15 protein-coding genes are annotated in these 12,963 nt (G+C 72.3%); 4 read left to right on the forward strand and 11 right to left on the reverse strand.

Annotated features, from left to right (window positions below):
• Window positions 1-271, reverse strand: a 271-nt coding sequence (locus ABGB11_RS16920) for a maltotransferase domain-containing protein (RefSeq protein WP_347633712.1), incomplete at its 3' end; no start/stop codon positions are given.
• A 230-nt stretch (window positions 272-501) separates the two neighbouring features.
• On the opposite strand from ABGB11_RS16920, the gene ABGB11_RS16925 reads away from it, so the two are divergent.
• On the forward strand, window positions 502-1,374 hold the full coding sequence (locus tag ABGB11_RS16925) for a hypothetical protein (RefSeq protein ID WP_347633714.1): 873 nt from the start codon (window positions 502-504) through the stop codon (window positions 1,372-1,374).
• Between the two features lie 16 nt (window positions 1,375-1,390).
• Here the strand turns inward: ABGB11_RS16925 and ABGB11_RS16930 are convergent, their stop codons facing one another.
• Genes ABGB11_RS16930 through ABGB11_RS16955 form a run of 6 tightly spaced genes read right to left on the reverse strand, consistent with a single transcriptional unit; the run spans window position 1,391 to window position 6,292 of the window.
• The gene (locus ABGB11_RS16930) at window positions 1,391-2,134 is read right to left on the reverse strand and encodes a copper homeostasis protein CutC (protein WP_347633716.1); all 744 of its coding nucleotides are present in this window, start codon (window positions 2,132-2,134) and stop codon (window positions 1,391-1,393) included.
• Entirely contained in the window at window positions 2,131-3,072 is a 942-nt protein-coding gene (locus ABGB11_RS16935; protein ID WP_347633718.1) for an asparaginase, read from the reverse strand. Before ABGB11_RS16935 ends, ABGB11_RS16930 begins: the two co-directional genes overlap by 4 nt.
• A gap of 8 nt (window positions 3,073-3,080) precedes the next feature.
• Window positions 3,081-3,923: an amino acid ABC transporter permease gene (locus ABGB11_RS16940; RefSeq protein ID WP_347633720.1), complete on the reverse strand. Its 843-nt coding sequence runs from the start codon at window positions 3,921-3,923 to the stop codon at window positions 3,081-3,083.
• The gene (locus ABGB11_RS16945; RefSeq protein ID WP_347633722.1) at window positions 3,920-4,564 is read right to left on the reverse strand and encodes an amino acid ABC transporter permease; all 645 of its coding nucleotides are present in this window, start codon (window positions 4,562-4,564) and stop codon (window positions 3,920-3,922) included. The genes ABGB11_RS16940 and ABGB11_RS16945 overlap by 4 nt, the downstream gene beginning before the upstream one ends.
• Window positions 4,565-4,574: 10 nt before the next feature.
• Complete coding sequence (locus ABGB11_RS16950) at window positions 4,575-5,510, reverse strand: glutamate ABC transporter substrate-binding protein (RefSeq protein WP_347633724.1); 936 nt, start codon at window positions 5,508-5,510, stop codon at window positions 4,575-4,577.
• A gap of 53 nt (window positions 5,511-5,563) precedes the next feature.
• Window positions 5,564-6,292 carry an amino acid ABC transporter ATP-binding protein gene (locus ABGB11_RS16955; protein WP_347634108.1) on the reverse strand — a complete coding sequence of 243 codons (729 nt, stop codon included), beginning with the start codon at window positions 6,290-6,292 and terminating at the stop codon, window positions 5,564-5,566.
• Window positions 6,293-6,408: 116 nt separating this feature from the next.
• Here ABGB11_RS16955 and ABGB11_RS16960 point away from each other — a divergent pair, with 116 nt between their 5' ends.
• Window positions 6,409-7,566 carry an ROK family protein gene (locus ABGB11_RS16960; protein WP_347633726.1) on the forward strand — a complete coding sequence of 386 codons (1,158 nt, stop codon included), beginning with the start codon at window positions 6,409-6,411 and terminating at the stop codon, window positions 7,564-7,566.
• Window positions 7,567-7,569: 3 nt separating this feature from the next.
• Here ABGB11_RS16960 and ABGB11_RS16965 read toward each other — a convergent pair whose 3' ends face one another.
• Window positions 7,570-7,920, reverse strand: coding sequence for an STAS domain-containing protein (locus tag ABGB11_RS16965; RefSeq protein WP_347633728.1), 351 nt, complete (start codon window positions 7,918-7,920; stop codon window positions 7,570-7,572).
• A 303-nt stretch (window positions 7,921-8,223) separates the two neighbouring features.
• On the opposite strand from ABGB11_RS16965, the gene ABGB11_RS16970 reads away from it, so the two are divergent.
• Window positions 8,224-8,502: a sulfurtransferase TusA family protein gene (locus tag ABGB11_RS16970; protein WP_347633730.1), complete on the forward strand. Its 279-nt coding sequence runs from the start codon at window positions 8,224-8,226 to the stop codon at window positions 8,500-8,502.
• A gap of 22 nt (window positions 8,503-8,524) precedes the next feature.
• Here the strand turns inward: ABGB11_RS16970 and ABGB11_RS16975 are convergent, their stop codons facing one another.
• Window positions 8,525-9,154 (reverse strand): FMN-binding negative transcriptional regulator, encoded by a 630-nt coding sequence (locus ABGB11_RS16975; RefSeq protein WP_347633732.1) that lies wholly within the window; start codon window positions 9,152-9,154, stop codon window positions 8,525-8,527.
• Window positions 9,155-9,207: 53 nt separating this feature from the next.
• Between ABGB11_RS16975 and ABGB11_RS16980 the strand changes: the two genes are divergently transcribed.
• Window positions 9,208-10,161 (forward strand): ATP-dependent DNA ligase, encoded by a 954-nt coding sequence (locus ABGB11_RS16980; protein WP_347633734.1) that lies wholly within the window; start codon window positions 9,208-9,210, stop codon window positions 10,159-10,161.
• Window positions 10,162-10,250: 89 nt separating this feature from the next.
• On the opposite strand, the gene ABGB11_RS16985 is transcribed toward ABGB11_RS16980, so the two are convergent.
• Together ABGB11_RS16985 and ABGB11_RS16990 are read right to left on the reverse strand one after the other, a co-directional pair.
• Entirely contained in the window at window positions 10,251-11,465 is a 1,215-nt protein-coding gene (locus tag ABGB11_RS16985; protein ID WP_347633736.1) for a cytochrome P450, read from the reverse strand.
• A gap of 141 nt (window positions 11,466-11,606) precedes the next feature.
• On the reverse strand, window positions 11,607-12,884 hold the full coding sequence (locus tag ABGB11_RS16990) for a histidinol-phosphate transaminase (protein WP_347633738.1): 1,278 nt from the start codon (window positions 12,882-12,884) through the stop codon (window positions 11,607-11,609).
• Between the last annotated feature and the right edge of the window lie 79 nt (window positions 12,885-12,963).

Raw genomic sequence — 12,963 nt, forward strand, 5'->3', positions numbered from 1 at the left:
ACGACCCCATCTCGGTCGGCGTCACCTGCGCCGACCACCGGTCCAGCCCCTCACCGACCTCGGCCATCCGCCGCGGCGGCAGCTCCTCGCCGTCCGGCGTCCGCAGCACCACCGCCGCACCCAGCATCTCGTGCCCCTCGCGGAACACCGTCGCCGACACCTCGACGGTCTCACCCACCACCGCCTTGGCCGGCCACCGGCCGCACCCCACCACCGGCGCCACATCCAGGATCGGAATGCGACCGAGCTCCGCCTCCAGCTTCACCTGCATGTAGCCCGCTCCCGCTCGTCGGCGCCGTCACCCGGCCTCGGTCCCAGAGATCCATGCCCCGTCCGCAAGTCCGCGGCCCCCACGGCGCCACAAGATCACGCAAAGAACTGCTCTCCGCGGCGGCAATGTCTATTAGGCAGGAATTCGGCGGATTTAAGGCAGATTTGATCTTTGAACTCCGTCCCGTCCGGCCCCGTAACCAGAAATGTTCGTCGATAGAAGGAGTGAACATGGGCCGGACGGTTTTCGCGCGCACGGTGCTCGGCACGGCGGGACTGGTGGCGGTGCTGGGCGGGGCGGTCGCCTGCGGGAGCGGGGAGGCGCGGGTGGCTGGACAGGTCGCCGGGGAGTCGTCCGCCTGCGCGCAGATCCGGCAGGACATCGCGGCGGGGCGGGCCGTGAACGTCGGCGCCGCGCAGAACTGCGACCAGACGGAGTTCGCCGCGCTGGAGAACCAGCGCCAGGCGGCGCGGGCGAAGGGCGAGAAGCCCGCCATGCAGATCAGCGCCACCTGCCAGGCGGTCAACACGCGCGCCGCCCAGGGCGATCCCGCGCTGGACTTCGGGCTCGCCTTCCACTGCCGCCAGCGCGAGCGGTTCGCCAACACCACCAACGCCGTCAGCGGCCTCGGCCCGGCGAACAAGATCTCGTCGCTGTGCCTGGGGGAGCGGGCCAAGAAGGCCCGCGGCGAGACCGTCGACGCGTTCACCGAGTCGTTCTGCAGCAAGGAGGAGGCGGCCGCCAAGTCCGCCAAGTCCGGCGCGTCCGGCGGCTCCCAGGGGGCGGGCCGGCAGGCGCCGCCCACCCGGAGCGCCGCGCCGGAGCCGTCGCAGAGCACGGCGCCCGCCGCGTCCGGTGAGGTGGTGTGCCCCGGATCGACGGTGACGCTGTCCGGCGAGGCGGGCGCGCCGGCCGCGTCCAGCGGCACCCTTCCCGTCGGGACGAAGGTGAAGGTCACCAACCTCGACAACGGCAAGTCGACGACCGTGGAGGTCACGTCGGTGTCCGGCAGCTGCATGCTGCTGAACGACGCCGCCTTCGAGCAGGTGCGCGAGGCCGGCAAGTTCCTCATCAGGCGCGCCCGCATCGAACGGGTGGGGTGAAGGAGCCCCCTGGCGGTCAGCCGGCCGCGCGGATCACCGCGGAGACACCGGCGGCGGTGGTGACCTGCCGCCGGTACTCCGGCTGCCGCAGCTCCCCGCCCATGAACGGGTACGGGTTGCGGTGGACGGCCGGGCTCGGCTCCTCGCTCAGCGCGGCGAAGTGGATCTCGCGGGCGCCGGTCGCCTCGACGACGCGGGCCACGTTGCGGTCGGTGATCCCGCCGCCCGGCATGACGATGATCCGGTCGCCCGCGCGCTCCACCAGCTCCGCGATCAGCGGCGCGCCCTCCAGGGCGGTCACGTCCTGCCCGGACGTCAGGACGCGCGCCACGCCGAGGCCGGCGAGCGCGTCCAGCGTCGCGAACGGGTCGGCGGCCATGTCGAAGGCCCGGTGGAAGGTGACCGGCAGCCCGTCCGCCGCGGCGATCAGCCGCTCGACGACGGGGCGGTCGACCGTCCCCTCCGGGGTGAGCGCGCCGATCACCACGCCGTGCGCGCCGGCCTCCCGGACGAGCGCCACGTCGTGCTCCATCGCCGCGACCTCGTGCTCGTCGAAGATGAAGTCGCCGCCGCGCGGGCGGATGATGACGTTCACCCGGATCGCCCCCACGGCGGCGAGCGCGGCGCGGACCGTGCCCAGGGTCGGGGTGAGTCCTCCCTCGAACAGCGCCGCGCACAGCTCGACGCGGTGGGCGCCCGCCTTCTCGGCGGCGACGGCGCCCGCGACGCTGTCGATGCAGATCTCGTAGGTGAGGCTCACGTACGTCCTTCCTCTGGAATGCGGATCTCGCCGACCGGGCGCCCGCCGCCGAGGACGGGGACGGAGCCCAGCGGCTCGGCCGGGGTGGTGTCGGCGCCGAGCGCGGAGAGCGCGCGCAGCGCGATGGCGGTGGTGGCACGGGGGCTGCCGTCGACGACCTTCACCGCGACGGCGTGGCCCTCGGCGGTCGCGGCGATGAACACGCCCTCCGCGCCGCCCTTGGCGACCGAGCCGGGCAGGGCCCGCATGAACTCGGTGTTGGCGTGCCCGGTCCCGCCGACGTACTCGGGGTGGGCGCGCATGGCGTCGGCGACCGGCCGGGCGTCCCCGGACAGGACGAGGGACTGGGCGGCCCGTGCCAGGCCCGCCAGCGTGAGCCCGAACAGCGGGGCGCCGCAGCCGTCCACCGCGACGGGCGCCGGCTCCTCGCCCGCGCAGACGGCCATGGCCTCCTTGACGGCCGCCTGCAGCGGATGCTCGGGAGAGAGATAGGTGTCGAGCGGCCACCCGTTGGCGGCGCACGCGGCGAGCATGGCGGCGTGCTTGCCGGAGCAGTTCATCCGCACCCGGGACTCGCCCTCGCCCGCGCGGATGAGCGCGGCCTTGGCCGCCTCGTCCTCGGGCCAGGACGGCGGGCACCGCAGCGCGTCCGTGTCGAGCCCCGCGTCCGCGAGGATGCCCTCGACCGTCTTCACGTGGAAGTCCTCGCCGGTGTGGCTGCCCGCCGCGATCGCGAGGCGCTCGCCCTCCAGCGGCGCGCCGGCCCGCAGGCACGCGAGCGCCTGGAACGGCTTGGTCGTGGAGCGCGGCAGGACGGTCTCCGCCGGGTCGCCGCGGGTGTGGGCGAGCGTCCCGTCCGGGGCGAGCCCGGCGACGCTTCCGTAGTGGCGGCTCTCGACGAAGCCGTTCCGGACGACCTCCGCCAGCACGTCGTACATGGGGTTCCTCACGGTTGCGCGGCCGGGGCGGCCTCGCGGACGGCGCGGGACGGGCGGGTCCGCTGCCGGGCCTCCAGCGTCCGCGCGAGCTTGGCCAGCGACGCGTTGATCACGAGGTAGATCAGCGCGATCACCAGGTAGGTCTGGATGAGCAGGTGGTTGTAGTTCGCCAGCACCTTCCCGCTGTACAGCAGCTCGGCGTAGCTGACGACGTAGCCGAGCGAGGTGTCCTTCAGCAGGCCCGCGGACTGGCTGACCAGCGACGGCAGGACGCGCCGCGCCGCCTGCGGCAGGACGATGAGCCGCATCGCCCGCCCGCGCGTCAGCCCGAGCGCGAGCCCCGCCTCCAGCTGGCCGCGCTCCACCGACCGGATCCCGGCCCGGAAGATCTCGGCGAACGCGGCGGCGTTGGACACCGACAGCGGCACCACGAGCTTCCAGAACAGCGGCAGGTCGACGCCGTACTTCGGCAGCGCGAACAGCACGACGTAGACGAGCAGCAGCGCCGGGATCGTCCGGACGACCTCGACGTAGGCCGCCGACGGGAGGCGCAGCCACCGCGCCGGCGACAGCCGCCCGAGCGCGAGCACGACACCGGCCGCCATGGCCAGCGCGATCGACACGGCCGCCGCGTACACCGTGGAGCGCAGGCCCTCCAGCAGGTACCGCCACATCGGCCACGTCCCGTACGGGCGCCACCGGTCGGCGGCGAGCTGGCCGTTGTCGGCGAACTGCCGCAGCGCCAGCGCGACGAGGGCGGCGCCGGCCAGCAGGGTCAGCGCGGTGGCGATCCGGATGCGGCGCCGGGCGCGCGGCCCCGGCTCGTCGAACAGCAGGCGCGAGGAGCTCATCGCAGGATCGCCAGCTTCCGTTCCAGGCCGCCGGTCACGAGCCCGAAGACCGCCGACAGCGCCATGTACGCCAGCCCCGCCGTCACGAAGATCCAGATCGGCCGCGCCTCGGCCAGGTTGACCCGGTTGGCGGCGGCGGTCAGCTCGACCACGCCGACCGCCGCGGCCAGCGCGGTGTTCATCAGCGTCATGATCGCGATGTTGCCGAGCGGCTGAACGACCGTCCGCAGCGCCTGCGGCAGGACGACCAGCCGCAGCGACTGGACGAACGTCAGCCCGAGCGCCCGCGCCGCCTCGCCCTGCCCGGCCGGCACCGCGTTGATCCCGGAGCGGATCGCCTCGGCCGTGTACGCCCCCTGGTAGAGGGAGATGACGACGACCGACGTGGTGAACAGCCCGGCGATCACCCCGATCTCGGGGAGCCCGAACACGGCGATGACGAGCCACACCAGCAGCGGGATGTTCTGCAGCACCTCGACGTAGGCCATCCCGGCGGCGCGCAGCACGCGCACCGGGCTGACCCGCATCGCGGCGACGGCGATCCCGGCCGCCAGCGCGCCGGCGAGCGACAGCAGCGTCAACTCGACGGTCAGCAGCAGGCCGTCGCCGAACTCCCCGAGATGGTCGGTGATGACGTCCATGGGGCGCGGGTCACTCCGAGCCGGGCGCGGACCCGATCGCGGGCGGCTGCGGGGCGTCGCCCTGCACGACCGTCCCGATCGAGTTCTTCCAGACCTTGGCCCACAGGCCGGACGCCTGGATCTGCTTGAGCCAGTCGTTGACGAACTGCTTCATCTGCGTGTCGCCGTGCTTGAGGCCGATCCCGTAGGGGTCGCTGGTGAACGGCTTGCCCTGGATCTGGATCGTGGGGTCCTGCTTCGCGGTCGCGAGCAGCACCGCCTCGTCCTGGACGTAGGCGTCGCCGCGGCCCTGCTTCAGCGCCTGCACGCACTCGGGGTCGCTGCCGAACGTGATGATCTTCGCGTCCGGGGCGGCCTTCTTGATCGCCGGGATGGCCGGGGTGTTGGCGCCCGCGATGACCGTCTTGCCCTTGAGGTCGGCCGGGAGCTTGATGCCCGTCTCGTCCTTCTTGGTGGCGATGACGAGGCCCGAGCTGTAGTAGGGCCCGGCGAACGCGACCTGCTTCGCCCGCTCCGGGGTGATGCTGTAGGTCTGGAACACCACGTCCACGGTGCCGTTGGACAGCAGCGCCTCGCGGGTCTCCGACGCCGAGTTGACGATCTTCACGTTGGGCTTGCCGATGATGTACGTGGCGAGCAGCCGGCCGAAGTCGGCGTCCAGCCCCTCGACCTTCTTCGTCGCCGGGTTCTGCTGGGACAGCAGCGGCGCGTCCAGCGAGCCGCCCACGATCAGCTCGCCGCGCTGCTTGATCTTCTCCATCGTGGAGCCGGCCGGGACGTTCGACGCCACCGGGGCCGAGGCCGCCAGGTCATCGGTCTTCCCGCCGCCGGAACCGGGCACGGCCGAGTCGGAGTCGCCGCCGGAGCAGGCCGCGAGGCCCGTCAGCGACAGCGCGGCGACCGCGGCCACCGCCGCCCGCCGCATCCCCGCAGGGGTACGCACCATGATCAACAACCTTTCTCGGGTGGCGCGCCATGGGCGGCGCGCCGGGGGTCGCACTAGTGGCTGAGGACCTTGGCCAGGAAGTCCCGGGCCCGGTCGCTGGCGGGGGAGTCGAAGAAGGCGGACGGCGTGCCGGTCTCGACGACCTCGCCGTCCGCCATGAACACCACGCGGTCGGCGACCTGGCGGGCGAACCCCATCTCGTGGGTGACGACCACCATCGTCATGCCGTCGCGGGCGAGGCCCGTCATCACGTCCAGGACCTCGCCGACCATCTCCGGGTCGAGCGCGGACGTCGGCTCGTCGAACAGCATCGCCTTCGGCCGCATCGCGAGCGCGCGGGCGATCGCGGCGCGCTGCTGCTGGCCGCCGGACAGCCGCGCCGGGAGCTTGCCGGCCTGCTCGCCGATGCCGACCCGGTCGAGCAGCTCGCGGGCGTTGCGCTCCGCCTCGGCGCGCGAGAGGCCGCGCACCCGCGTGGGCGCCAGGGTCAGGTTCTGCAGGACGGTCTTGTGCTGGAACAGGTTGAACGCCTGGAACACCATGCCGACGTCCGCGCGCAGCCGGGCGAGGGCGCGCCCCTCGGCGGGCAGTTCCTCGCCGTCGAAGCGGACCACGCCGGCGTCCGGCGTCTCCAGCCGGTTCAGGCACCGGCACAGCGTCGACTTGCCCGACCCGGACGGGCCGATCACCACGACGACCTCGCCGCGCGCCACGTCGAGGTCCACATCGCGCAGGGCGGTGTGCTCGCCGAAGCGCTTGTGGAGGCCGCGCACCTCGATCATTCGGTCACCCACGTCCCAACTTCCTTCGAAATCGAAGTCAATGAGGACGATAGAACTTCAAATCGACGTAAGTCAACGCGTTGCCGTATCAAGTTCGCGCATGCTATCTATCTGGGGTGCGTAACAGCAGAGAGGACGGACCGGCGGCGCTGGTGCGGCTGGTGGCCACCGGCCAGGCGGAGTCGCGGGCCGAGCTCGCCCGGCTGTCCGGCCTCGCCGCGTCCAGCGTCTCGCTGCGGGTCGAGCAGCTCATCGAGGCCGGCCTGTTCGCCGAGGAGGGCGCCGGGGCCTCGCGCGGGGGCCGGCGGCCCCGCCGCCTCCGCCTCGCCCGCGGGGCGGGCGTCTTCCTCGTCGCCGACCTCGGCGCGCACCATGCCCGCCTCGCCGCCGTCGACCTCGCCGGGACGCCCCTCGCGCTGTCCGACCTCGCGTGCGACATCGCGGTCGGGCCGGAGAAGACCCTCGCCACGGTCATCGGCAGCCTCCGCGCGCTCGCCCGCGACCACGGGCTGGAGGACGTGCCCGTCCGCGGCATCGGCATCGGGCTGCCGGGCCCGGTCGACCCGGCGACGGGCCAGGTCGTCTCGCCCTCGCGGATGCCGGGCTGGAACGACTTCCCCGTCCGCGACCACGTGGCCGGCCTCGCCGGGGTCCCGGCCCTGGTCGAGAACGACGCCAACCTCATGGCCGTGGGGGAGCACCGCCGGTCCTGGCCGTCCCTCGACAACGTCATGGTGATCAAGCTCGGCAGCGGCATCGGCTGCGGCGTCATCGTGGACGGGCGGCTGCACCGGGGCCGCGGCGCGGCGGGCGACATCAGCCACGTCCGGATCCTGTCCGAGGCCACCGTCGACTGCTCCTGCGGCCATCCCGACTGCCTGGAGGCCCATGCCAGCGGCGCCGCCCTCGCCGCGTCGCTCGCCGCCCAGGGCATCCGGGCCGGCAGCCCGGCGGAGATCGTCGACCTCGTCACCGACGGCGTCCCGCAGGCCACCAGCGCGGTGCGCACCGCCGGACGCCTCATCGGGGACGTGCTGACCGCCCTGGTGAACTTCTTCAACCCCGACGCCCTGGTCATCGGCGGCAGCCTGTCCAACGCCGAGCCGCTGGTCGCGACGATCCGCGGCGTCATCTACGAGCGCTGCCTGCCCCTGGCCACCCGCACCCTGGAGATCGCCACGTCCCGCGCGGGCCGCGACGCGAGCATCCTCGGCGCGGGCCACCTGCTCCTCGGCACGTCGGACGCGTGGATCGACCGCGTTCTGGAACGCTGACCCCTACCGGCGCGCCGTCGCCGTCAGCGCCTCGCGGGCGGTCGCCACGTCCGGCGCGATGGCGACGCGGCGCTGGAGCCCCGCGACCTCCGCAACCCGCCGGACGATGCCGCGCGGCGGCAGCACCACCCACATCGGGATGCCGAGCTCGGTCGCCCGCATCTGCGAGTGGGTGATCACGTGCAGCCCGTTGGAGTCGCAGAACGTGCAGGAGCCGAGGTCGAGGATCAGGGCCGGCACCCCGGTGTCGAGGAGCTCCACGGCCTGCGCGAGGATCGCCTCCCCGTTGCTCAGGTCGACCTCGTCCGGGAACGTCAGCGTCCCGCAGGTCTCCGTGCGCTCCACTCGTGCCACTCCGAGCTCCATGACTCGCCCCAAAGCCGGTTTCCTCACCTGGACGACGACGGGGGGTGCATCACTGCGACTGTATGTCCCGAACCTGGACGGAATCTGAAAGAAATGGTCAAGTCTGGGACGTCCCTCGCTCATGCCGCGGCGGTCCGGTTCGGCCGCGGTTCCTCCTGCCGGCTCGCGCGCAACCTCGGTCTGACCACCCCGCTTGTCACACCAAAGCCCTATATTTCCCTCTGCGGCGTGCCGGCCTCGCGGATCCGGGGGTGCAGATGAGCCAGGGGTGCAGATGAGCAGGGGGTGCAGATGAGCAGGGACGACCCGGTCGTCATCGACGGCGGCGACAAGTCCTGCGTGCGGCTCCTCCTGGAGCTCCGCGGCCACATCGCCGGCCTGCCGCCCGGCACGGTGATCCACCTGATCGCCACCGACCCCGCGGCCCCGATCGACCTGCCGGCCTGGTGCCACCTGACGGGCCACACCTACCTCGGGCCGCTGCCCGATGCCGCCGCCCCCACCTACGCGCTCCGGGTGAGCGCCGACCCCCGTCCCACCGAGCCCGATTCGCCCTGGCGCCCCCGCTGACCGGACCCGGCCGATCCCTCCGCTACCGGGTCGCCGGCCGCCGCCGGGTCATGGCCTCGGTCATCGGGGTGTCGCCCCCGGCGCGATAGGCCTCGACGACGCCGGCGATGTCGGCCTCCGGGCGGTTCTGGCTCATCTTCGCCTTGGCCTCGATCCGGGTGATGACCAGTTCGAGCCCCACGATCGCGCGCAGCTGGCCCTCGATGAACGCCGGCGGCGCGTCGTCCACCGACCAGGCCGAGGTCCGGCCGTTCTCATGGTGCTCGGTGAGGCGGCGGACCATGCGCCCGACCCACTCCGGATCGTCGTGCACGACGAGACGGCCGTAGACGTGTGCGGTGAGGTAGTTCCACGTCGGCACCACGCGCCCGTGCTCGGCCTTGGACAGGTACCAGGACGGCGACACGTAGGCGTCCGGGCCGTGCACGATGAACAGCGACTCCCCGGCGGCGGGGTTGCTCCACTGGTCGTTGTTGCGCGCCACATGCGCCAGCAGCGCGCCGTGCTCGCCGGCGGCCGGGTCGTACAGGACGGGCAGGTAGGTCGCGACCAGGCCGCGCGGCGTGCTGGTGACGAGGTCGGCCGCGCCGCATCCGGCGAGCAGCTCCCTGACCTCGGCGTCGTCCGCGGAGAAATGCGCCGGTACGTACATGGTCACGACGGTACCCGAGCCCGGTTGTCGGCACCTCGTGCGATGGTGGACGGGTGAGCGCCGACGAAGAGCGTGACGGGGTCCGGCTGACGAACCTCGACCAGCCCCTGTTCGACGGTGCGGACGCGACGAAGCGCGACCTGGTCGACTACCTGGACGCCGTCGCGGGCCGCATCATCCCGCAGCTCGCGGGCCGGCCGCTGTCGGTGAAGCGCGTGCTGCGCGGCCAGAAGCCGTTCATGCAGAAGAACACGCCGAAGTACACGCCGTCCTGGGTGCGGACGGTCGCGGTGTGGGCGGAGTCGTCGCAGCGGGAGGTGTCCTACGCGCTGTGCGACGACCGGCGCACGCTGCTGTGGTTCGCCAACCAGCGCGCCGTCGAGTACCACCCGCCGCTCGTCACGGCCGGCGCGTGGACCACGCCCACCCACATGGTCCTCGACATCGACCCGCCGGAGCCGGACGACTTCGGCGCCGCGGTCGCCGCCGCGCATCTCGTCCGCCGGGCGCTGGAGAACTCGGGCCTGCGCGGCGCGGTCAAGACCAGCGGCGCCAAGGGCGTGCACGTGTTCGTGCCCCTGGACGGCACGACGTCCATCGAGGACGTCGCGGCGGCCACCCGCGCCCTCGCCGCCCGCGCCGAGCGGCTCGACCCCGGGCTCGCCACGACCGCGTTCATCCGCGAGGACCGCGGCGGCAAGGTGTTCCTCGACTCGACCCGCGCGGGCGGCGCGACCGTGGTCGCCGCCTACAGCCCGCGGATCCGCCCCGGCGCGCCGGTGTCGTTCCCCGTGCCGTGGGACGAGCTCGACCGCGTCACCCCGGCGGCCTTCACGCTGAAGACGGCCGCCGCCCTGGTCGCCGACCGCGACCCCTGGGCCGGCCTCATGCCGGAGCCGCAGGGGCTGCCCGCCGACCTGATCGAGCAGGGCCACACGATCCCGATCGCGCGGGTCCAGGCGATGCACGAGGGCAAACGGCGCGCCCGTGCCCGCCGGAAGGCGTGAAAGGGCCTGCGCGCCACAACGGAAACGCCGCAGCACGCCCGCTTTCCCGGCTTTTCGCGTCCAGGCCGGGAAAGCGGGCGTCGAATTGATCAGGAATTGAGGTTCACGGGCAGTGTCCGGTGCCCGTTGGAGATGAACGACTCGACCGGGCGCAGTTCGTCGGGCTGCACGGCGAGCGTCATATCCGGGAACCGCTCGAAAAGCGCCGGGAGCGCCACCTCGGCCTCCATCCTCGCCAGATGCGATCCCACGCAGAAGTGGACGCCGTGCCCGAACGAGATGTGCTCCTTGTTCGCGCGGGTGATGTCGAAGGAGTCGGCGTCGTCGCCGTGGAGGGAAAGGTCGCGGCCCGCCGCCGCGTAGGCCGCGAGAATCGCCTCGCCCTTCCCGATGGTGACGCCGTCGACGTCGATGTCCTCGACCGCGTAGCGCAGCGGCAGGTTCGCCACCGGCGCCTGCCAGCGCAGCGCCTCCTCGATCACCTCGCTCCACGGCACCTCGCCCGACCGGACCAGCGCCCGCTGCTCCGGGTGCGTCAGCAGCGCCACGATCGCCTGGTCGAGCAGGTTCACCGTCGTCTCGTGCCCCGCGGAGATCATCAGGATCAGCGTGTCGACCAGCTCGGTCTCGCTGAGCCGCGAGCCCTCCTCGTCCCGGGACGAGATGAGGACGCCGGCCAGGTCGTCGGCGGGCTCGCGGCGCCGGAAGGCGACGAAGTCCTGCAGGATGCCGTACATCTCGGTCTGGTTGGCGATGGCCTCCTCGGGTGTCAGCGCGGTGTTGAACACGCCGTCGACGCAGCGCCGCAGCGCCGGGCGGGTCTCGACCGGGACGCCGAACAGCCGGCAGATCACCTCGATCGGCAGCGGGTAGGCGAACGCCTCCCGCAGGTCGGCGCGCCCGCCGGGGGAGGCGGCGAGCCCGTCGACGAGGTCGCTGGTGATCTGCTCGACGTCCGGCCGGAGCGCCTCGGTGCGCCGCGGGGTGAACGCCCGCGAGATGATGTTGCGCAGCCGCCGGTGGTCGTCGCCGTAGGCGGTGAACATGTTCTGCACCGACACCCACAGGCGGAGCGGCCAGTCCTCCGCGATTTCGCCGTCGATCCATTTTCTCCAGTGCAGATGCGGGTTCTTCGACACCCGCGGGTCGGCCAAAAGCCTTTTGAGCTGCTCCTGCCCGGCGACCGCCCAGGCGGCGACACCGCCGGGGAGTTCCACGGGCGTCACCGGTCCTCGCTCTCGCAGTTTCGCGGCCTCGCCCTGGACATCGCTGCCGGACGGGTCGATGACGAGCGGATTCTCCATTGAGGACCTTTCCGAGGATCGCGTCGGAGCGCCGTGCCGGGCCGCTCCAGGATGAGCAACGCCTGCCAACGTACGGCGCACCCGCCGTGCTCGCCAGGTCACCCGGGATACTTACTCGACTGCTCCCCTTTCGGCCTTTCCTTAAATGGCCGCTCGGAAATCCTCGGGTCGGGTCTCGTTGTGCTGCGGATCGGTGAAGCGGCTCAGCGGGTCGCCGTCCAGGCCCGGGACGGCGACCGGCGGCGCGGGCTCCCCCCAGCCGTGGCCGGGCGAGACCACGTTGTCGGGCGGCGCCTCGGCCGAGGACCCGTACAGATAGGAGCCGAGACCGATCAGGAGCCGCTGCACGTCCGCCTGCGGCCGGACCACGAGCCGCAGGAACTGGCTCGTCGAGCCCAGCTTGTTGCCGCACTCGCGGACGAACACCCCGTGGTGGGTGATCAGGTGGTCGCGCAGCGCCACGCCGTCCTTGCCGTCCGGCAGCTTGACCATGATGAAGTTGCCCTGCGACGGGAACACCTTCAGCCCGGGCAGGGATGCGAGCTGCTGGGCCATGAGCATCCGGTCGCGGGCGAGCAGCCGCAGGCTCTCCCGGTACTCGGCGCCGTGCTCGCGCAGCAGGAACACCACGACCTCGGCGAAGGAGTTGAGGTTCCACTTCGGCAGTGCCGCCCGGACGGTCTGCGCCAGCGCCGGGTTGGCGACCATGTAGCCGAACCGGATGCCGTGCAGCCCGAAGTTCTTCCCGAGGCTCTTCAGCACGATCACGTTGGGCCGGATGCGGGCCTCGTCCGCGACGCTGGTGTGCGCCTCGGCGTCCACGAAGTCCAGGAACGACTCGTCCACCACGACCAGGTCCAGGTCGATGAGGCAGTCCAGCAGCCGGACGATCTCGCGGCGCGGGACGTACCCGCCGTCGGGGTTGTTCGGGTTGCAGACGACCGCGACCCGCGACCCCCGCGTCCGGATGAACTGGACGAACGCGTCCACGTCGAACTCGAAGCCGCGGAGCTCGTGGAGCTGGAACATGTCGACCCGCTTGCCGGTCTCCATGGGCTGGTCCGTCCACCGCCCGAACGTCGGGATCGGCGTGGCGAGGCTCTCCCGGACGAGCAGGTGGTCGATCCAGGTGATCAGCTCCGTCGAGCCGTTGCCCATCACGACCGTCTGCGGGTTGTGCCCCAGCGTGGCGCACAGCTCGGCCGTGATCGTGTCGGCGTCGCTCGGGTAGTACTTGAGGATGTGCTCCAGGGAGCCCGACAGCTGGGAGAACATCGCCGGCGTCGGGAAGTACGGATTGCACGGGATGCAGAAGTCGACCAGGTCCTGACGCCCGGACGACGCCCTCTGGAGGGCGAAGAAGGACGGGCTGTGCGCGTTCTTGCGCAGCAGTCCCGGATCGATCGAGTCCGTTGACACGGAGTGGCTCCTCGCGCGCAGGTGACGCGCGCCGCCGGAGGCGGACGACGTCATCCGGTGGGGGTGTGGCCCGTCGCCC

The organism is Actinomadura sp. B10D3, from assembly GCF_039871695.1.
In the GTDB taxonomy this organism is placed as follows: Bacteria; Actinomycetota; Actinomycetes; order Streptosporangiales; family Streptosporangiaceae; genus Spirillospora; species Spirillospora madurae.